Genomic DNA, 18,720 nt, shown 5'->3' with positions numbered 1-18,720 from the left:
TCCGGGCGGCCGGCCTTCTCGGGACGCGGCGTTCATGGAGCGGTTCCGGCCGCGGGTCGTCTGCACGTCCCTGGCCGTGGCGTGGGTGGCGGCCGGCCGGCGGGCCGCCTACGTCACCGACGGGCACCTGAACGACAGCGTCCACTTCACCAGCGGGATCGCGCTGTGCCGGGCGGCCGGGTGCGTGGTGACCGGCATCCGCGGCCAGCCCCTGCACACCGGCCCCGGCGGGCTCGTCGCCGCGGCCGATCACGGCACCCACGCGGCGCTGCTCAGCATCATCGGCAATCAGGGCAAAAGGGGCGGGTGAGGTCGGCCACAAACTCCTTACCAATAAGTAGCTTACTGACTAGTATCGGCGACCTAGCTGGAAGGAGCCCACCATGGCACGCCATATCGCCCAACGGGACGTCCAGGACCAGCCTGTGGAGAGCGACGTCGCCGGTCGACTGCTCGAATCATCGGCCAAGCTCTCCTACGACCCGAACGTCGAGGTCGACTGGGACACGCCGCTGGACGAGGACTTCCACGGCGCGAGTCCCGAGTGGAGCACCCTTTACGGCACCGCGTACTGGGACGAGCTGACCGAGGCGCAGCGCAAGGAGCTGACGCGCCAGGAGGCGGCGTCGGTGGCCAGCACCGGCATCTGGTTCGAGATGATCCTCCAGCAGATGATGCTGCGCGACGTCTACGGCAAGGACCCCACGGACGAGCGGGTCCAGTGGGCCCTCACCGAGATCGCGGACGAGTGCCGGCACTCGATCATGTTCGCCCGCGGGCCAGGAAGCTGCGGGCGCCCGCCTACCGGCCCCGCCGCCTCGTGGTCGAGCTCGGCCGGGCGTTCAAGACGCTCGCGTTCGGCGAGGCCGCGTACGCCGCGATCCTGGTCGCCGAGGAGGTCCTCGACGTCATGCAGCGCGACTGGATGCGGGACGAGCGCGTCGTGCCGTTCGTGCGCACGATCAACAACATCCACGTCGTGGAGGAGTCGCGGCACATGCGCTTCGCCCGCGACGAGACCCTCAAGCGCCTGGAGAACGCAAGCTGGCTGAGGCTCCAGATCCAGGCGTTCGTCGTCGCGGTCGCCTCGTACGTGATCGTCACCAGCATGGTGACCGAGAAGGTGTACGCCAGGGCCGGCCTCGACGTCGAGCGCGCCGTCCGCGAGGCGAAGGCCAACGAGCACCACAAGGCGATGCTGCGCTCCAGCTGCTCCGGGCTCATGGAGTTCCTGGCCTCGGCGCGGCTGCTCACCAAGCCGTCCCTGAGGTTCTACAAGCGCGCCAACCTGATCTGAGCCCGCGCACATGACCCACGTCATCACCCAGACCTGCTGCGGCGACGCCACGTGCGTCGCCGTGTGCCCGGTCAACTGCATCCACCCGACGCCGCAGGAACCCGGGTTCGCCGCCGCCGAGATGCTCTACATCGACCCGGCGTCCTGCATCGACTGCGGCGCCTGCGTCGACGCCTGCCCGGTGGACGCGATCTACCCGCTGGACACGCTGCCCGGCCCGCAGAAGGAGTACGCGCGGATCAACGCGGACCACTTCGCGGACGCCGGGACGCCCGCCGCCCGCGACGGGAGCCCGATCTTCCATCCGTGGGAGGAGCCGGCGTTCGAGCGCAACCTGCCGTCCGACTTCGCGCCGATCCGCGTCGCGGTCGTCGGCACCGGCCCGGCGGGCATGTACGCCGCCGAGGACCTGCTCCTGCACACCAACGCCGAGGTCACGCTGATCGACCGGCTCCCGGTGGCGGGCGGCCTCGTCCGGTACGGGGTGGCCCCGGACCATCCGGCGACCAAGAGGATCGGCGAGACGTTCGCCCGCTTCCACACCCATCCCCGCGTCCGGATGCTCCTCGGCCTGCACGTCGGCCAGGACGTCACCGTGGACGAGCTCGCCGCGCACCATGACGCGGTCGTCTACGCGGTCGGCGCCTCCCGCGACCGCCGGCTGGGCATCCCGGGTGAGGACCTGCCCGGCAGCACCTCGGCCACCGCGTTCGTCGCCTGGTACAACGCACACCCCGAGACCGCGGCGGACGCCGTCGACCTGTCCACCGAACGCGTGGTCGTGGTCGGCAACGGCAACGTCGCGCTCGACGTCGCCCGCATCCTGGTCGCGGACGACGGCCATCTGGCCGGGACGGACATCGCCGACCACGCCCTGCGGGCACTGCGCGGAAGCGACGTGCGGGAGGTCGTCCTGCTGGGACGGCGGGGCCCGGAGGACGCCGCGTACACCCGTTCCGAACTGCTCGCGCTGACCCACCTGCCCGGCGTGGAGCTCGTCGTGGACGACGGCGACCCGCGGACGGGAGCGGCGATCGACGCGGCCGGACCGCGGGACAAGGCCGGTCTCCTCCGGGACGTCGCCCGCACGAAGGTCGACTGGACGAGCCCGCCTCCGGAGGGCCGCCGCATCGTCTTCCGGTTCCACTCCGCGCCCGTGGAGGTGCTCGGCGGCGACGCGGTCCGCGGCGTGCGCGTGACGTCCGGGTCCGGCGAGGTGGAGATCCCCACGGGGATGCTGCTGCGGGCGATCGGCTACCGGGGCTCCCCGATCCCCGGGCTGCCCTTCGAGGAGGCCACGGGCACCGTCCCGCACGTGGACGGCCGGGTCGTCGGCCGCCCCGGGACCTATGTCGTGGGGTGGATCAAACGCGGGCCGACGGGCGGCATCGGCGCCAACCGCGCCTGCGCCGCGCAGACCGTCGGGACGCTGCTGGCCGACGCCGTCCAGGGCGACCTGCCGGCGCCGACGGGTTCGGCGAAGGCGTTCCGCAGGCTGGTGCGGCACCGCAACCGCCACGTGGTCGACGCGCGCGGCCTCGCCGCGATCGAACGCGCCGAGCTGGCGCGCGGAAGGCGCAGCGGCAGGCCCGCAGCAAACTGGCCACGTTCCCCGAACTCCTGGCCGCCTCCAGGACCCGCCGCCGCCTCCGCTCCTGACACCAGGACGGGCGGCCCGCAGCACCCCTGAAGGCAGCGCGGAACGCCGGACGGCGCCAGCGTCGGCGTCCGGCGATCCGCGTCGGCCGTTCTCGGACCGGCCCGGCGTCAGCCGGCGGCGCGCATCACGGCCGTGATGCCGTCGCCGGTCGTGACGAGCCGCTGGTACTCCGGCTGCCGCAGCTCGCCGCCCATGAACGGGTACGGGTTGCGGTGGACGGCGGGGCTCGGCCGCTCGCTGAGCGCGGCGAAGTGGATCTCGCGGGCGCCGGTCTCCGCGACGATCCGCGCCACGTTGCGGTCGGTGACGCCGCCGCCGGGCATCACGACGATGCGGTCGCCCGCGCGCCGGACCAGCTCGGCGATCAGCGGCGCGCCCTCCAGCGCGCCGGCGTCCTGGCCGGAGGTCAGGACGCGGTCCACGCCGAGGTCGATGAGCGTCTCCAGCGCGGCGAACGGGTCGGCGGCCATGTCGAAGGCCCGGTGGAACGTGATCGGCAGGCCGCCGGCGGCCGCGATGAGCCGTTCGGTGACGCGGCGGTCGATCTCGCCGCCGGGGGTGAGCGCGCCGATCACGATGCCGTGCGCGCCGGCCTCGCGGGCGAGGACGGTGTCGTGCTCCATCGCCGCGACCTCGTGCTCGTCGAAGATGAAGTCGCCGCCGCGCGGGCGGATGATGACGTGCACCCGGATCCGCGACACCGCCGCGAGCGCGGCCCGGACCGTTCCAAGGGTGGGGGTGAGCCCCCCTTCGAACAGCGCCGCGCACAGCTCCACGCGCTGGGCGCCCGCCCGCTCGGCCGCGACGGCGCCCTCGACGCTGTCGATGCAGATCTCGTAGGTGAGGCTCACTGGGGTCCTTCCGGGGTCGTTCGGATCTCGCCGACCGGGCGCCCGCCGCCGAGGACGGGGACGGCGGCGAGGGGAGCGGCGGGGGTGGTGTCGGCGCCGAGCGCGGCGAGCGCGCGCAGCGCGATGGCGGTGGTCGCGCGGGGGCTGCCGTCGATGACCTTCACCGCGACCGCGAGGCCGTCGGCGGTCGCGGCGACGAGCACGCCCTCCGCGCCGCCCTTGGCCACGCAGCCGGGCAGCAGCCGCATGAGCTCGGTGTTGGCGTGGCCGGTCCCGCCGACGTACTCGGGGTGGGCGCGCATGGCGTCGGCGACGGCGCGGTACGGGCCGTCCGCGCGGACGAGGGTGGCGATCGCGCGGGCGAGGCCGGTGAGGGTGAGCCCGAACAGCGGCGCGCCGCAGCCGTCCACCGCGACGGGCGACGGCGTCTCGCCGGCCGCCTCGCCCATGATCCGCGCGACCTCGCGCTGGAGCGGATGCCCGGGGTCGAGGTAGGTGCCGAGGGGCCAGCCGTTGGCGGCGCAGGCGGCCAGCATCGCGGCGTGCTTGCCCGAGCAGTTCATCCGCTCGCGCGACTCGCCCTCGCCCGCCCTGATCAGCGCGGCCTTCGTCGGCTCGTCCTCCGGCCAGGACGGCGGGCAGCGCAGCGCGTCCGCGCCGAGGCCCGCGTCCGCCAGGATCGCCTCCACCGTCTTGACGTGGAAGTCCTCGCCGGTGTGGCTGCCCGCGGCGATCGCGAGGCGCTCGCCCGCCAGGGGAGCGCCCGCGGCCAGGCACGCCGCGGCCTGGAACGGCTTGGTCGTCGAGCGCGGCAGGACGGTCTCGTCCACGTTCCCGCGCGCGTAGGCGACGGTGCCGTCGGAAGCGAGCCCGACGACGCTGCCGTAGTGGCGGCTCTCGACGAAGCCGTTGCGGACGACCTCGGCCAGCACGTCGTACATCGGTCTCCTCATCACGGTCGGGCCGCGCCGGGACCGGCGCCGGGGTCGGCGTCCGGGTCCGCGGTCGGCGCGGCGGTGGGCGCGGCGGCCGGGACGGCCCGGCGGACGGCGCGGGACGGCCGGGTCCGCTGCCGGGCCTCCAGCGTCCGCGCGAGCTTGGCCAGCGACGCGTTGATGACCAGGTAGATCAGCGCGATCACCAGGTACGTCTGGATCAGCAGGTGGTTGTAGTTGGCCAGCACCTTGCCGCTGTAGAGCAGCTCGGAGTAGCTGACCACGTACCCGAGCGAGGTGTCCTTCAGCAGCCCGGCGGACTGGCTGACCAGCGACGGCAGCACCCGGCGCGCGGCCTGCGGCAGGACGACCAGCCGCATCGCCCGGCCGCGGGTGAGGCCGAGCGCGAGGCCCGCCTCCAGCTGGCCGCGTTCCACCGAGCGGATGCCCGCACGGAAGATCTCGGCGAACGCGGCGGCGTTGGACACCGACAGCGGGACGACGAGCTTCCAGAACAGCGGCAGGTCCACGCCGTACCGGGGGAGCGCGAACAGCACCAGGTAGACCAGCAGCAGCGCCGGGATCGTCCGGACGATCTCGACGTACGCGGCGGACGGGACGCGCAGCCACCGGGACGGGGAGATCCGCCCGAGGGCCAGCATGACGCCCGCCGCCGCGGCGAGCGCGATCGACACCGCGGCCGCCTGCGCCGTGGACCGCAGGCCCTCCAGCATGTACCGCCACATCGGCCACGTGCCGTACGGGCGCCACCGGTCGGCGGCGAGCTGGCCGTTGTCGGCGAACTGCTTCAGCGCGAGCGCGACGAGGGCGGCGCCGACCAGGACGGCGAGCGCGGTGGTGGCGCGGATGCGGCGCCGGGCGCGCGGCCCCGGCTCGTCGAACAGCAGCCGCGAGGACGGTGCGCTCATCGCAGGATCGCCCACTTCCGCTCCAGGGCGCCGGACGCCAGGCCGAGCACGCCGGACAGCGCCATGTACGCCAGGCCCGCCGTCACGAAGATCCAGATCGGCTGGGCCTCGGCCAGGTTGACGCGGTTGGCCGCGGCGGTCAGCTCGACCACGCCGACCGCGGCGGCCAGCGCGGTGTTCATCAGGGTCATGATCGCGATGTTGCCGAGCGGCTGCACGACGGTGCGCAGCGCCTGCGGCAGCACCACCAGCCGCAGCGACTGGACGAAGGAGAGCCCGAGCGCGCGGGCGGCTTCGCCCTGCCCCGCCGGCACCGCGTTGATGCCGGACCGGACCGCCTCGGCCATGTACGCCCCCTGGTAGAGGGCGATCACGACGACCGAGGTGGTGAACAGCCCGGCGATCACTCCGATCTCCGGCAGGCCGAACACGGCGATGACGAGCCACACCAGCAGCGGGATGTTCTGGAGGACCTCGACGTAGGCCATCCCCGCCGCGCGCAGCACGCGCACCGGGGAGACCCGCATCGCGGCCACCACGACCCGGCGACGAGCGCGCCGGCGAGCGACAGCAGCGTCAGCTCCACGGTCAGCAGCAGGCCGTGGCCGAGCTCCGACAGGTGGTCGGTGATGACGTTCATGGCGGGACGGGTCTCCCTCTCACTCGAAGGTCACGCTCACTGCGAGCCCGGCGCCGACCCGATCGCGGGCGGCTTCGGCGCCTCGCCCTGCACGACCGTCCCGACCGAGTTCTTCCAGACCTTCGCCCACAGCCCGGACGCCTGGATCTTCTTCAGCCAGTCGTTGACGAACTGCTTCATCTGCGCGTCGCCGTGCTTGAGCCCGATGCCGTACGGGTCGCTGGTCAGCGGCTTGCCCTGGATCTTGATGGCGGGGTCCTGCTTGGCGGTGGCCAGCAGCACCGCCTCGTCCTGCACGTACGCGTCGCCGCGGCCCTGCTTGAGCGCCTGGACGCACTCGGGGTCGCTGCCGAACGTGACGATCTTGGCGCCCGGGGCGAGCTTCTTGATGGCCGGGATCGCCGGGGTGTTGGCGCCCGCGATGACCGTCTTGCCCTTCAGGTCGGCGGGGCGGTGATGCCGGTCTTGTCCTTCTTGGTGGCGATGACCAGCCCCGAGCTGTAGTACGGCCCGGCGAACGCGACCTGCTTGGCACGTTCCGGCGTGATGCTGTAGGTCTGGAGCACCACGTCCACGGTGCCGTTGGACAGCAGCGCCTCGCGGGTCTCGGACGCCGAGTTGACGATCTTCACGTTCGGCTTGCCGATGATGTACTTGGCCAGCAGCCGGCCGAAGTCGGCGTCCAGGCCCTCGACCTTCTTGGTCGAGGGGTTCTGCTGCGACAGCAGCGGCGCGTCCAGCGACCCGCCGACGATGAGCTGCCCGCGCTTGCGGATCTTCTCCATGGTGGAGCCGGCGGGCGGGTCGCCCGCGACCGGCGCCGCGGCGACCAGGTCGTCCTGCTTGCCGCCGCCGGATCCGGGCACGGCCGAATCGGAGTCGCCGCCGGAGCACGCCGTGAGGCCCGCCACCGACAGCGCGGCGACCGCGGCCGGGACCGCCCACCGCATCCCCGCAGGGGTACGCACCATGATCATCAACCTTTCTCGGGCGGCGCGCCGTGGCCGGCGCGCCGGAGGATTACCGCAGTGCCGCTAGTGGCTGAGGACCTTGGCCAGGAAGTCCCGGGCCCGGTCCGTGGCGGGGAGTCGAAGAACGCGGACGGCTCGCCGGTCTCCACGACCTCGCCGTCCGCCATGAACACGACCCGGTCGGCGACCTGGCGGGCGAACCCCATCTCGTGGGTGACGACCACCATCGTCATGCCGTCGCGGGCCAGGCCCGTCATCACGTCCAGGACCTCGCCGACCATCTCCGGGTCGAGCGCGGACGTCGGCTCGTCGAACAGCATCGCCTTCGGCCGCATCGCCAGGGCGCGCGCGATCGCGGCGCGCTGCTGCTGGCCGCCCGAGAGCTGCGCGGGCAGCTTGTCCGCCTGCTCGCCGATGCCGACCCGGTCGAGCAGCTCGCGGGCGTTGCGCTCGGCCTCGGCGCGGGACGTCCCGCGCACCCGGGTGGGCGCGAGCGTCAGGTTCTCCAGGACGGTCTTGTGCTGGAAGAGGTTGAACGACTGGAACACCATGCCCACGTCCGCGCGGAGGCGCGCGAGCGCGCGGCCCTCGGCGGGCAGGTCCGCGCCGTCGAACCGGATCACGCCCGAGTCCGGCGTCTCCAGCCGGTTCAGGCAGCGGCAGAGCGTGGACTTGCCCGACCCGGACGGGCCGATCACCACGACGACCTCGCCGCGCGCGACGTCCAGGTCGACGTCCTTCAGAGCGGTGTGGTCGCCGAAGCGCTTGTGCAGGCTGCGAACCTCGATCATTCGATCATCCTCGATCCAACTTCCTTCGAAATCGAAGTCAGAGAGGACATTAGAACTTCAAATCGTCGTAAGTCAACGGATTGCTGTACCAAGTTCGCGCATGCTATCTATCTGGGGTGCGCAACAGCAGAGACGACGGACCCGCGGCGCTCGTACGCCTGGTCGCCACCGGCCAGGCCGAGTCGCGGGCCGAGCTCGCCCGGCTCTCCGGCCTGGCCGCCTCCAGCGTCTCGCTGCGCGTCGAGCAGCTCATCGAGGCGGGCCTGTTCGCCGAGGGGGGCGCCGGCGTCTCGCGCGGCGGGCGCCGGCCGCGCCGGCTCCGCCTCGCCCGCGCGGCCGGCGTGTTCCTGGTCGCCGACCTCGGCGCGCGCCACGCGAGGCTCGCCGTCGTCGACCTCGCCGGCACGCCGCTCGCGCTCTCCGACCTCGCGTGCGACATCTCCGTCGGCCCGGAGCCCACGCTGACCGCGGTGGTCGACGGCCTGCGCCGCCTCGCCGGCGAGCACGGCCTCGCGGACGTGCCCGTACGGGGCGTCGGCGTGGGGCTGCCGGGCCCGGTCGACCCGGCGACGGGCCAGGTGGTCTCACCGTCGCGGATGCCGGGCTGGAACGACTTCCCCGTCCGCGAGTTCACCGCCGGGCACGCGGGCACCCCCGCCCTGGTGGAGAACGACGCCAACCTCATGGCCGTCGGCGAGCACCGGGCGTCCTGGCCGGACCTCGACAACGTCATGGTCATCAAGCTCGGCAGCGGCATCGGCTGCGGCGTCATCGTGGACGGCCGGCTGCACCGGGGCCGCGGCGCGGCGGGCGACATCAGCCACGTCCGGATCCGCTCCGAGGCCACCGTGGACTGCTCGTGCGGCCATCCCGACTGCCTGGAGGCGCACGCCAGCGGAGCGGCGCTCGCCGCGTCCCTGAACGCCCAGGGCATCGCCGTGGAGACCCCGGCCCAGATCGTCGACCTGGTCACCGACGGCGTTCCCCAGGCCACCAGCGCGGTGCGCAACGCCGGGCGCCTCATCGGCGACGTCCTCACCGCCCTGGTGAACTTCTTCAACCCCGACGCCCTGGTGATCGGGGGCAGCCTGTCCAACGCCGAGCCGCTCGCCGCGACGATCCGCGGCGCCATCTACGAGCGCTGCCTGCCGCTCGCCACCCGCAACCTGCGGATCGCCACGTCCCGCGCCGGACGCGACGCCAGCATCCTCGGAGCCGGGCACCTCCTGCTCGACGAGTCCGGCGAATGGATCGACCAGACCCTCCAGCGCTGACCGCCGTCAACGGAACGACGGTTCCGGCGACCGCCGCGGAGCCCCTCCGAGGTGCGCGACGTTCGGCCGGCGGGCGTGGAGGCCCTCCGAGGCGCGCGACGTTCGGGCGGCCGGCGTGGAGGGCCTCCGAGGCGCGTGACGTTGACGCGGGCCGGTCAGCCGGGGCTGGACCGGCCGTGGCGCCAGTAGCCGAAGAAGGCGATGTCCGACTTCGGCACGCCGCGGTCGTTCACCAGGTGGCGGCGCAGGCCGGTGGCCATCTTGGACTCGCCCGCGACCCAGGCGTAGAACGGGCCGGGCCGCAGGGAAGCCCGCTTGACCGTGTCGAGAGCGAGCGCTCCGGGAAGGCCGCCCGCGCCGTCGCGGGCCAGCCAGTGCACGTTCACCCCGTCGGGGGCGACGACGTCGGGCCGGATGTCGGCCGTCTCCGGCACCTCCAGGAACACCTCGGCGGCCAGCGAGGCGGGCGCGTGTTCGAGGATGGCCAGGATCGCGGGCACGGCGCTCTCCTCACCGACCAGCAACTGCCACCGCGCCCGTTCGGGCGGCAGGTAGGACACCCCCATGTCGAAGATGCCCGCCTGGTCGCCGGGCCGGGCCCGCCGGGCCCAGTCGGAGGCCGGGCCGTCGTCGTGCAGGGTGAACTCGATGTCCACCTCGCCCGCCTCGGGGCGGGCCCGCCGGATCGTGTAGTTGCGGACCCAGGGCCGGCGCGACTTCGGCAGCAGGAGGATCTCGGCCATCCAGGCTTCGTTGGACAGGCTCGGCATCCGCAGCCGCTCCTGGCCGGGGCGGGGAAAGAACAGGCGAACGACCTGGTCGTAGCCCATGGGCCCCAGGTGCTCCAGTTCGGGACCGCCGAGGGTGATCAGCCTGAAGTTGGCCGTCAGCGGGACGTTCTCGCGCACCTCCAAAGTGATCATTTTCCGGGTCTCGGGCTTGCGCAGTTTGGGCAGCATCGCGTGCTCGTACTTCCCTTGCTTCACTCAGAGGTCCAGGACGAGCCTGGATGACAGCGCGCGGGACACGCAGGCGTACATCCGTCCGGGCGCGGCGCCGATGTCGTCGCGGTGCTCGGGCTCGCCTTCGAGGACGGCGATCTCGCAGCTCCCGCAGACGCCCTCGCGGCACCCGGCCGGCACGGGCCGTCCGGCGTGGTTCAACGCGTCCAGGAGCGTTTCCTCCGGCGGCACCTCGACGGTCTGCCCCGACCGCGCGCACGCCACCTCGAACGCGGTGTTGGGCGCGAACGTCTTGACCGCGGGACGGAACCGTTCGACGTGCAGCCGTTCGGCGGGGAACACGGCCTCGGCCTCGGCGGTCATCGACGCCGGGCCGCAGCAGTACACCAGCGCGCGGGGGCCGAGCGCGGCGGCGAGGGCGGCGAGATCGGGCCTGCCCCGCTCCCGCGTGGCGACGAGCCGCACCCGGTCCCCGTACGTGTCGCGCAGCTCCTCGGCGAACGGCATGGTCTCCGCCGACCTCCCCGCGTACACCAGTGTCGCGTCGGCTCCCGCCTCGACGGCGGCGCGCAGCATCGGCACCATCGGCGTGACGCCGATCCCGCCGGCGAGGAACAGGTACTCCGGCGCGGGCAGCAGCGGGAAGTTGTTCCGCGGCGACGACACGTCGAGCGTGCGGCCCGTCCGCAGGAACAGGTGGACGTACTCCGAGCCGCCCCGGCTGAGCGGATCGTGGCGCACCGCGATGCGGTAGCGGTCGCGCTCGCCGGGATCGCCGCACAGCGAGTACTGCCGGGACAGCCAGTTCGGCAGCGCCAGGTCGATGTGCGCTCCCGGCTCCCAGGCCGCCAGCGGCCCGTCGGCGCCGCGCAGGACGAGGGAGACGGCGTCTCCGGCGACCCTGTCGACGCGTTCGAGAATGGTCTGCTGCATGGGATCATCCCTTGTGGCGTGGTCAGTACAGTCGCCGGTAGCCGGCTTCGAGCATGCGGGCGACCGTCTCCGGGTCGACGTCGAGGCCGAGCTGGTCCGCGGCCACCTCGCCCGCCGACGGCAGCTCCTCGGCGAGGGCCTGGCTCGCGGGGTCCCACAGCCGCGATCGGATGAGCGCGCGACCGCAGTGGAAATACACCTCGGCCACCTCGACCACCAGCGCCAGGTCCGGCGTCTTCGCCTCGGTGCGCATCCTCGCCAGCACGTCGGGCTCGTCGGTCGGGTAGGCGCGGCCGTTGACGCGCAGCACCTCCCGCATGCCAGGGACCAGGAACAGCAGCCCGATCCCGTCGTTCTCCGCGAGGTTGCGGAACGAGTCGGCGATCTTGTTGCCGGGCCGGTCGGGGATCGCGAGCGTCCGCTCGTCCAGGACCTTCACGAACCCCGGGTAGTCGCCGCGCGGCGAGCAGTCGGCGCGCCCCTCGGCGTCCGCCGTCGCCATGGTCAGGAACGGCGAATGGGCGATGAAGCGATGGGTGAGCGCGTCGACGCGGTCACCGACCTTGTTCTTGACCATGGCCTCCGGCGCGCCGAGCCGGGCGCGGACCTCTTGCGGGGACACGCGCCGGGGCCGGGCGCGGGCGAGCGTCATGGCTGTCTCCTTCGGGGTCGCGGTACGTGCGCGAGCGGGGCGCCCGGATGTCGGCACGGCACCCCGTTGACCGCATCAGTGCAGGTCGTGGCACTATTATGAGCAATTACTCGCGAATCGCGCTACTCGCTTTCGAGGCGCCGCAAAGGAGGTGCGATGACGTCGGACGACCGCCGGATTCGCCCGCGTAAACAGCCCAGGCAGGTCCGGGCCGAGCTCACCCGGCAGCGCATCCTCACGGCGGCTGCTCACGTTTTCGGCGACCACGGCTACGCCGCGGGCACCACCAACCGGATCGCCGAGCGGGCGGGGATCTCGATCGGCTCGCTGTATCAGTACTTTCCGAACAAGGACGCGATCCTCGCCGAGCTGCTGATCCGGCACATCGACGCCGGGATGGTCGCGTTCGACCGCCAGAAGGCCGACGAGCCGTCCGGTCCCCTCGAAGACGTCCTGCGGGCGCTCGTGAGGACCGTGATCGAGAACCACCACGACGACCCGCGACTGCTCCGCGTCATGATCGAGCAGGCGCCCCGTTCCCTGCGGCTGCTGGACAGGGTCGCCGAGGAGCAGCGGACGCGCGTCGCCTACGTGCGCGACCTGTTCGAGCGCCACCCCGAGGTCCGCGTCGGCGACATGGAGACCGCGGCCCGGCTCGTCGTCGCCACCGTCGAGCTGGTCGTGCACCAGCTCATCGCGGCGCCCGACCCGATCGACGTCACCCGGTTCGAGAACGAGCTCGTCGCCATGCTCACCCGCTACCTCACCGCCGCCCCCGCCGACTGACCCCGGCGTGCGTGCCGCCGCGGCCCGGGGCCCGTCCGGCCGCCGCGTCCCGTCTCGCCGATATCCTCGCTGGCCGTGGACGTTCGTAGCGAGCTCAGCGAGTTCCTGAAGTCGCGGCGCGCCCGGCTCACGCCCGAGGAGGTGGGGCTGGCGAGCCACGGCGGGCAGCGGCGGGTGCGGGGGCTGCGCCGGGAGGAGCTCGCGCTCCTCGCGGGCGTGAGCGTCGCCCACTACACGCGGCTGGAGCAGGGCAACAGCGACAACGTCTCCCCGAAGGTGATCGACGCGATCGCGCGGACGCTGCGGCTGAACGAGGACGAACGGGCCTACCTGCACCGCCTCGCGCACCCGCCGCAGGCCCGGCACGAGGCCCCGCGCGTGCGCGTCCGGGAGGGCCTGCAACGCGTGCTGGACTCTATGGAGCACAACCCGGTGTTCGTCCTCGGGCACCACACCGACATCGTCGCCTGGAACCGGGCGGCCGCGGCGCTGGTCGATCTCGCGGCCTTTCCGCCCGAGCGGCGCACCTGGTCGCATCAGGTCTTCCTCAATGAGGAGTACAGGCTCATGCTCGGCGCGGACTGGCAGCGGTTCGCCGGCGAGCATGTCGCGTACCTGCGGGTGCTCCTGGCGCGCAACCCCGAAGACCCTCGGCTGACGGCGCACGTCCGCGCCATGCGGGACGCCAGCGAGGAGTTCCGGCGGCTGTGGGACGAGCACGACGTGGCCACGTGGAGCCACCGCGACTACCGGTTCGTGCACCCGGTGGCCGGCGAGCTCGAACTCTTCGGCGAGACGATGCTCCTCCCGGGGGACCCCGACCTGAGCGAGCTGGAACTCCTCGTCGCCGAACCGGGCTCCCGTTCAGAGGCCGCGCTGCGGTATCTCGCGTCGACCACCGACCGCAAGGCCAGCGCCGAGCTGACCTGAGCGAGCCTGCTCAACCGCTGAGTACGCAAGACCGGGGGCTGGCTGCCGGGCCTCCCGCCTTCCAAGCTTGCTCTTGCCAGGTCAGACGGGCCTGGCGAGAACAAGCTTCTGCGGAGGTCCCCCATGCCTGTCGTCCCCACCACCGACGGCTCCGTCCACTACGAGGCCGACGGACACGGCCCCGGCCTGGTGCTCGTGCACGGAGTCGGCGGCGACGCCGACAAGGCGTTCGGCCATGTCGTGCACCGCTTCGGCGACGACCGCACCGTCGTGCGCCCCAACCTCAGCGGCAGCGGCAGGACCACCGACGGCGGCGGTGAGCTGACCGTCGACCTGCTCGCCGGACAGGTCGCCGCGGCCGCCCGCGCCGCCGCGGACGGCCCGGTGGACCTGTTCGGCTTCTCCATGGGCGGGGCCGTCGCGGCGGCGACCGCCGCCACCCGGCCCGAGCTCGTGCGCAGGCTCGTCCTCGTGGGCGCCATCGCCGACATGAGCGGCCCGCGGGCCCGGTTCAACTTCGAGCTCTGGCGCGACCTGGCCGCCGCCGACTTCGGCCTGTTCAAGCGGTTCGCCACGCTCCAGGGGTTCAGCCCCGAGGTCGTGGACGGGTTCGGCCACGACGGCCTGGCCCGGTCGCTGGAGGACGAGTGGCCGCCCGGGGTGGCCCGCCAGATCGACCTCGCGGCCAGGATCGACATCCGCGGACTGCTGCCGCGGATCCAGGCTCCGACCCTGGTCATCGGACTCGGCGGCGACCAGATGGCCCCGGTCGGGCAGTCCCGGCTGCTGCACGCGGGCATCGCGGGCTCGCGCCTGGTGGAGCTGGACGGCGACGGGCACATGGACTGGTTCGTCCGGCCCGACGACATCGTCAAGCTCACCCGCGAGTTCCTCGGCGGCGGCGGGAACGGATGCTAGCATCCTAGCAACATGGTGATCAGGGCCAACTGCCCGTGGACGGGGGACCGAGATGACGAGCGGTGATCTGCGAGACGCGGTCAGGGGCCGGGTGCTGGAGCGCGGCGACGACGGGTTCGACGCGGCGCGCCGGGCCTGGAACCTGGCGGTCGAGCAGCCGGTCGCGGCCGTGGTGGAGGCCGAGGACGCCGAGGACGCGGCCGCGCTGGTCCGCTACGCGCGCCGTTCGGGCCTGGCGGTGGCGGCGCAGGCCAGCGGCCACGACGCCTCGGGCGACGTGGACGGCGTGATCCTGCTGCGCACCGGCCGCCTGGACGGCGTGCGCGTCCAGGAGCGGGAGCGGCTCGCCCGCGTCGGCGCGGGGGTGAGCTGGGGCCGGGTGCTGGCGGAGACCGGGCCCTACGGCCTGACCGGGCTGGCGGGCAGCTCCCCGGCGGTGAGCGTGGCCGGGTACACGCTGGGCGGCGGGCTCTCCTGGTTCGGCCGCAAGTACGGCTGGGCCTCCGACAGCCTGCGCGCCCTCGACATCGTCGACGCCGACGGCGAACGGCACCGAGTGGACGAGTCGTCCGATCCCGAGCTGTTCTGGGGGCTGAAGGGCGGCGGAGGCGACTTCGCGCTGGTGACGTCACTGGAGTTCGAGCTGCGTCCGGCGCCGTCCCTGTACGGCGGGCGCGTGGTCTGGCCGGGCGACCGCGGCGCCGCGGTGTTCGAGGTCTTCCGGGAGATCACCGACGGCGCGCCGCGCGAGCTGACCGTCTGGTTCAACCGGTTCGCGTTCCCCGGCGCCCCGCCCATGGTGGCGCTCGACCTGGCCTACCTCGGCGACCCGCGCGAAGGGGCCGACCTGGTGCGCCGCGTCGACGGCGTCGGCGGCGCGATCAGCGACTCCCGCGGCCCCGTGCCGGTCGCCGAGCTGGGCTCGATCACCGACGAGCCGACCACCCCGCGTGCCGCGCTGCCGCGGGCGGAGCTGCTGACCGGCCTGGACGACGGGCTCGCGACCGAGCCGATCGACCCGCTGATCACCATCCAGATCCGGCACCTGGGCGGCGCGCTGGCCGAGCCGGGCTCCGGCGCGAGCGGTGCGCTGGCCGAGCCGTACCTGCTCCAGATGCTCGGCGTCGGATCGAAGCCGGACCTCGCGCGCGAGTCCCGTACCGCGCAGGCCCGGATCGCCGAACGGTTCGGCGCCGTCGTCGCGGGGACCAAGCCGTACACACTGCTGACGCCCGAGGAGACCGCCGCCGACGCCTTCCCCGAGCCGACCCTCGCCCGGTTGCGCGAGCTGAAGCGCTCCCGCGACCCGCGGAACGTGTTCCGCGCCAACCACCCCGTCCTCAAGTAGCGACGCGAGACCGCCCGCCGCGCCGTTACGAGGGCTGCCGTCGGAACAGCAGCAGGGCGGTGTCGTCGGTCGGGGGACGGCGGCCGACCAGCTCCGACATGATCGCGGCGCTCACCTCTTCGGGCGGACCGGCGTACACCGCTTCGCACAGCCGGTCGAGCTCGCCGCCGAGCGACCTGTCGCGCCGTTCCACCAGCCCGTCGGTGTAGAAGCACAGCAGGGCGCCCGGGGCCAGCGGCACGGCCGTGGACTGGCGCGGGATGTCCTCGCCCAGGCCGATCAGCACGTCGGACTTCATGTCGACCATGCACGCCGGGCGTCCGGGCTCGGCGAGGATCGGCGGGAAGTGTCCGGCCGAGGAGATCCGGACCTCCTCCAGGCTTGGGGCGCACACCGCGTAGAGGACGGTCGCCGTCGCGTCGGGCTCGAAGTGCTGCATCTTCCGGTTGAGCTTGTCCAGCACCTCGGCCGGGTCGATGGTCTCCAGCGCGTAGGCCCGCAGCGCGCTGCGCATCCGGCCCATCACGACGGCGGAGCCGAGTCCGTGCCCGGCCACGTCGCCCATCACCAGGCCGACCTCCCCGGACGGGAGCGTGAACACGTCGTACCAGTCGCCGCCGACGTCCGCCTTGCCGGGACGGTAGCGCGCGGCCAGCTCGGCACCCGGAACGGGCGGGAGCGCGGCAGGTATCAGGCTGCGCTGCAACTGGAGGGCTCCGGCGCGTTCCGCCCGGCTGAGCAGGGACTGCACCGCCAGCGCGGCGCGTCCGGCCGCGAGCTGGAGGAACTCGGTCTCCTCGCCGGTGAACCGGCGCGTGGCCAGCGTCCCCACGTGCAGGACGCCCACCAGTGAGCCACCGCCGATCAGCGGGACGCCGAGCAGCGAGCGCAGGCCGCGCCGCACCAGCAGGGGGTTGAACACGTCGGCGTGCGTGACGTCGTCGATGTAGACCGGACGCCGCTCGGCGGCGACCCGCCCGGCGAAGCCCCGGCCGACCGGGACGTGCACCGCCTGGCTGACCTCTTCCTCGATCCCCTTGGCGGCCGTCGCCCTCAGCAGCTGCGCCTTGCGGTCCAGGATCAGCACCGCGGCGGTGTCCACGCCCAGGATGTCGCGGACGCGTTCGAGCAGGGTGTCCAGGAACTCGTCGACGTCCATGTGCGCGAACGCCTCGTCGGTGACCGCCTGGATGTTCTCAAGCCTCCGGGTGGCATCCTCCCCAGCGCCTGCCGCGTTGCTCACGCGTCAACTGTATGTGAGCTATCTGCCGTTCCACTCCCGTCACCCCTGGTGAGCGGCCTGAACACGGGAACGGCCGCGCTGCGCCGCATCATCCGGCGGCAACGGCGGGTCGGTGAACCGCCAAGGGAATGCCAACTCTGATCGGCGGCGCGTCGAACGCGCCCGGCGCGCGGGCCGCGGCCTCAGGGTGGTCCGCGATGGCGGCCGAGCTGCCGGCCGGCGCGGTGATGAGGGCGGAGGTGCTGGTGGTAGCGGCCGTCACGCAGGTGGAACCAGCGCGCCAGCAGGGTCCACCACCAGTCCTGGCCCCGCCTGCGCGCGGACCGTAGCGGCTTCATCGCTCAAGGTTAGACGCTGCGCCTGCCTGCCGGTAGTTTCTGTGCAAGTTTCACGCCAGAGTTCCCATCCTTACAAGACGTGGTCGCCGCTGGGAACGACGATGGCGTGCGTACTCGCCCGATCCTCGTGATCATTTCATTACCGCTTGGAGCCGTCGATGACCGTTCGCCGTGTCATGCCCAACGTCCAGACCGAGGCCGTGCGAGAGAGCCGGGAGTTCTACGGGCTGCTGGGCTTCGAGGAGGTCATGAGCCTCGGCTGGATCACGACGCTCGCCTCCCCGTCCAACCCGACCGCGCAGGTCAGCTTCATCACCGCCGACCGGACCGCGCCGGTCACCCCCGACGTGAGCGTGGAGGTGGACGACGTGGACGCCGTGTACGCGGTCGTGCGCGAGAGCGGCGCGGAGATCGTCCATCCCTTGCAGGACGAGGAGTGGGGAGTGCGCCGGTTCTTCGTCCGCGACCCCAACGGCCGGGTGGTCAACGTGCTGGGCCACCGCTGACCCCGCGACCGGCCGCCCGGCCGCCCGGCGCCCGGCCACCGGAACGGACCGGTGGCCGGGCGCGCGGTCGTGCGGTCGCGCTAGGAGCGGATCTTGAACATCTGGTGGAACGTCTGGGACACGGTGTTGCCGTCGGCGTCCCGCGCCTGGAAGCGCAGCGACACGTTCTGGTGGTTCTCGTCGGCCTGCGGCACCGTCAGGGCCGCGGTGAACGTCCGGTCGTCCTTCCTTTCGGTGGTGATCGGCTGCCAGGTGGTCCCGTTGTCGTACGAGACGGATGCCTGGACGCCGTCGAGGTCCGGGTCGTCCGCCCCGGGCTGGTGGTAGCCGCCGACCGTGATGGCGAGCGGACCGGGCGCCGCCCGGTAGTCCTGGCCGAGCGGGATGCCGTAGTCGAGCAGGAGCAGCGGCGTGGCCGCGCAGTCGCCGCTGCCGCTGCCGCCGGTCCTGCCGCAGACGTAACCGGCCGGGGCGGTGCTCGATCCCGGCCGTTCGGAGTCGAACGCCCAGGTGGTGTCGGTCTTGTAGCCGGGGAGGATCGCGATCTCCGGGGTGTGGACCAGCCGCCATTCGTACCGCGACCGGCCCTGCGGCAGGTCGTAGACGGTCATGGTCCCGTCGGTGCGCGGCTGCACGGGCGTGCCGTCCCGGGTGAGGGTGCTGACGACCTTGGTGCCGTCAGGCAGGAACACCCCGGCGCCGTGCGGTTCGAGCCCCCACGCGTGGTGGCCGTACTCGTGGTGGCCGTCCCCGCTG

20 protein-coding genes and 2 pseudogenes are annotated in these 18,720 nt (G+C 72.9%); 9 read left to right on the top strand and 13 right to left on the bottom strand.

Annotation, left to right across the window (positions count from 1 at the left end):
* Nucleotides 1-34 precede the first annotated feature (34 nt).
* The 3 genes and pseudogenes from GEV43_RS48935 to GEV43_RS45695 all read left to right on the top strand — a co-directional run bounded on the left by GEV43_RS48935 (nucleotide 35) and on the right by GEV43_RS45695 (nucleotide 2,987).
* A complete protein-coding gene (locus GEV43_RS48935; protein WP_206681737.1) occupies nucleotides 35-310 on the top strand; it encodes an inositol monophosphatase family protein in 276 nt (91 codons plus the stop codon).
* 73 nt (nucleotides 311-383) lie between these two features.
* Nucleotides 384-1,297 (top strand): annotated as a pseudogene (locus GEV43_RS56890) (diiron oxygenase).
* Nucleotides 1,298-1,307: 10 nt separating this feature from the next.
* The gene (locus GEV43_RS45695) at nucleotides 1,308-2,987 is read left to right on the top strand and encodes an FAD-dependent oxidoreductase (RefSeq protein ID WP_206681736.1); all 1,680 of its coding nucleotides are present in this window, start codon (nucleotides 1,308-1,310) and stop codon (nucleotides 2,985-2,987) included.
* A gap of 77 nt (nucleotides 2,988-3,064) precedes the next feature.
* Here GEV43_RS45695 and GEV43_RS45690 read toward each other — a convergent pair whose 3' ends face one another.
* The 7 genes and pseudogenes from GEV43_RS45690 to GEV43_RS45665 all read right to left on the bottom strand — a co-directional run bounded on the left by GEV43_RS45690 (nucleotide 3,065) and on the right by GEV43_RS45665 (nucleotide 8,074).
* Entirely contained in the window at nucleotides 3,065-3,808 is a 744-nt protein-coding gene (locus GEV43_RS45690) for a copper homeostasis protein CutC (protein ID WP_160826807.1), read from the bottom strand.
* Nucleotides 3,805-4,749 carry an asparaginase gene (locus GEV43_RS45685; protein ID WP_241684533.1) on the bottom strand — a complete coding sequence of 315 codons (945 nt, stop codon included), beginning with the start codon at nucleotides 4,747-4,749 and terminating at the stop codon, nucleotides 3,805-3,807. Before GEV43_RS45685 ends, GEV43_RS45690 begins: the two co-directional genes overlap by 4 nt.
* 11 nt (nucleotides 4,750-4,760) lie before the next feature.
* Entirely contained in the window at nucleotides 4,761-5,672 is a 912-nt protein-coding gene (locus GEV43_RS45680; RefSeq protein ID WP_160826805.1) for an amino acid ABC transporter permease, read from the bottom strand.
* Complete coding sequence (locus GEV43_RS45675; protein ID WP_206681735.1) at nucleotides 5,669-6,199, bottom strand: amino acid ABC transporter permease; 531 nt, start codon at nucleotides 6,197-6,199, stop codon at nucleotides 5,669-5,671. The genes GEV43_RS45680 and GEV43_RS45675 overlap by 4 nt, the downstream gene beginning before the upstream one ends.
* 149 nt (nucleotides 6,200-6,348) lie before the next feature.
* Complete coding sequence (locus tag GEV43_RS56885) at nucleotides 6,349-6,609, bottom strand: hypothetical protein (protein ID WP_375539152.1); 261 nt, start codon at nucleotides 6,607-6,609, stop codon at nucleotides 6,349-6,351.
* 140 nt (nucleotides 6,610-6,749) lie between these two features.
* On the bottom strand, nucleotides 6,750-7,283 hold the full coding sequence (locus GEV43_RS56880; RefSeq protein ID WP_206681734.1) for a transporter substrate-binding domain-containing protein: 534 nt from the start codon (nucleotides 7,281-7,283) through the stop codon (nucleotides 6,750-6,752).
* A 63-nt stretch (nucleotides 7,284-7,346) separates the two neighbouring features.
* A pseudogene (locus GEV43_RS45665) lies at nucleotides 7,347-8,074 on the bottom strand (amino acid ABC transporter ATP-binding protein).
* A 116-nt stretch (nucleotides 8,075-8,190) separates the two neighbouring features.
* Between GEV43_RS45665 and GEV43_RS45660 the strand changes: the two are divergent.
* Nucleotides 8,191-9,348, top strand: a complete 1,158-nt coding sequence (locus tag GEV43_RS45660; protein WP_160826804.1) for an ROK family protein — start codon at nucleotides 8,191-8,193, stop codon at nucleotides 9,346-9,348.
* Nucleotides 9,349-9,503: 155 nt separating this feature from the next.
* Here the strand turns inward: GEV43_RS45660 and GEV43_RS45655 are convergent, their stop codons facing one another.
* Genes GEV43_RS45655 through GEV43_RS45645 form a run of 3 tightly spaced genes read right to left on the bottom strand, consistent with a single transcriptional unit; the run spans nucleotide 9,504 to nucleotide 11,895 of the window.
* Nucleotides 9,504-10,334 carry a siderophore-interacting protein gene (locus GEV43_RS45655; RefSeq protein ID WP_309240342.1) on the bottom strand — a complete coding sequence of 277 codons (831 nt, stop codon included), beginning with the start codon at nucleotides 10,332-10,334 and terminating at the stop codon, nucleotides 9,504-9,506.
* Entirely contained in the window at nucleotides 10,335-11,243 is a 909-nt protein-coding gene (locus GEV43_RS45650; protein WP_160826803.1) for a PDR/VanB family oxidoreductase, read from the bottom strand.
* Nucleotides 11,244-11,265: 22 nt separating this feature from the next.
* Nucleotides 11,266-11,895 carry an MSMEG_1061 family FMN-dependent PPOX-type flavoprotein gene (locus tag GEV43_RS45645; RefSeq protein WP_160826802.1) on the bottom strand — a complete coding sequence of 210 codons (630 nt, stop codon included), beginning with the start codon at nucleotides 11,893-11,895 and terminating at the stop codon, nucleotides 11,266-11,268.
* A 156-nt stretch (nucleotides 11,896-12,051) separates the two neighbouring features.
* On the opposite strand from GEV43_RS45645, the gene GEV43_RS45640 reads away from it, so the two are divergent.
* From GEV43_RS45640 to GEV43_RS45625, 4 genes are all read left to right on the top strand, one after another.
* Nucleotides 12,052-12,681 (top strand): TetR/AcrR family transcriptional regulator, encoded by a 630-nt coding sequence (locus tag GEV43_RS45640; RefSeq protein ID WP_160826801.1) that lies wholly within the window; start codon nucleotides 12,052-12,054, stop codon nucleotides 12,679-12,681.
* Between the two features lie 75 nt (nucleotides 12,682-12,756).
* Nucleotides 12,757-13,611 carry a helix-turn-helix transcriptional regulator gene (locus tag GEV43_RS45635; protein ID WP_309240341.1) on the top strand — a complete coding sequence of 285 codons (855 nt, stop codon included), beginning with the start codon at nucleotides 12,757-12,759 and terminating at the stop codon, nucleotides 13,609-13,611.
* 123 nt (nucleotides 13,612-13,734) lie between these two features.
* Nucleotides 13,735-14,529 (top strand): alpha/beta fold hydrolase, encoded by a 795-nt coding sequence (locus GEV43_RS45630; RefSeq protein ID WP_160826800.1) that lies wholly within the window; start codon nucleotides 13,735-13,737, stop codon nucleotides 14,527-14,529.
* Between the two features lie 52 nt (nucleotides 14,530-14,581).
* Complete coding sequence (locus GEV43_RS45625; RefSeq protein WP_160826799.1) at nucleotides 14,582-15,877, top strand: FAD-binding oxidoreductase; 1,296 nt, start codon at nucleotides 14,582-14,584, stop codon at nucleotides 15,875-15,877.
* 25 nt (nucleotides 15,878-15,902) lie between these two features.
* On the opposite strand, the gene GEV43_RS45620 is transcribed toward GEV43_RS45625, so the two are convergent.
* Nucleotides 15,903-17,120, bottom strand: a complete 1,218-nt coding sequence (locus GEV43_RS45620) for a GAF domain-containing SpoIIE family protein phosphatase (RefSeq protein ID WP_206681733.1) — start codon at nucleotides 17,118-17,120, stop codon at nucleotides 15,903-15,905.
* Between the two features lie 182 nt (nucleotides 17,121-17,302).
* Nucleotides 17,303-17,458, bottom strand: coding sequence for a hypothetical protein (locus tag GEV43_RS45615; RefSeq protein ID WP_160826798.1), 156 nt, complete (start codon nucleotides 17,456-17,458; stop codon nucleotides 17,303-17,305).
* 158 nt (nucleotides 17,459-17,616) lie between these two features.
* On the opposite strand from GEV43_RS45615, the gene GEV43_RS45610 reads away from it, so the two are divergent.
* Nucleotides 17,617-17,964 carry a VOC family protein gene (locus tag GEV43_RS45610; protein ID WP_160826797.1) on the top strand — a complete coding sequence of 116 codons (348 nt, stop codon included), beginning with the start codon at nucleotides 17,617-17,619 and terminating at the stop codon, nucleotides 17,962-17,964.
* 80 nt (nucleotides 17,965-18,044) lie between these two features.
* On the opposite strand, the gene GEV43_RS45605 is transcribed toward GEV43_RS45610, so the two are convergent.
* On the bottom strand, nucleotides 18,045-18,656 hold the full coding sequence (locus tag GEV43_RS45605) for a hypothetical protein (RefSeq protein WP_160826796.1): 612 nt from the start codon (nucleotides 18,654-18,656) through the stop codon (nucleotides 18,045-18,047).
* Nucleotides 18,657-18,720: the final 64 nt, after the last annotated feature.

Origin of the sequence: Actinomadura sp. J1-007, from assembly GCF_009793335.1 — a bacterium.
In the GTDB taxonomy this organism is placed as follows: Bacteria; Actinomycetota; Actinomycetes; order Streptosporangiales; family Streptosporangiaceae; genus Spirillospora; species Spirillospora yumaensis.
This window is presented reverse-complemented; position numbering and strand designations above follow the sequence as displayed.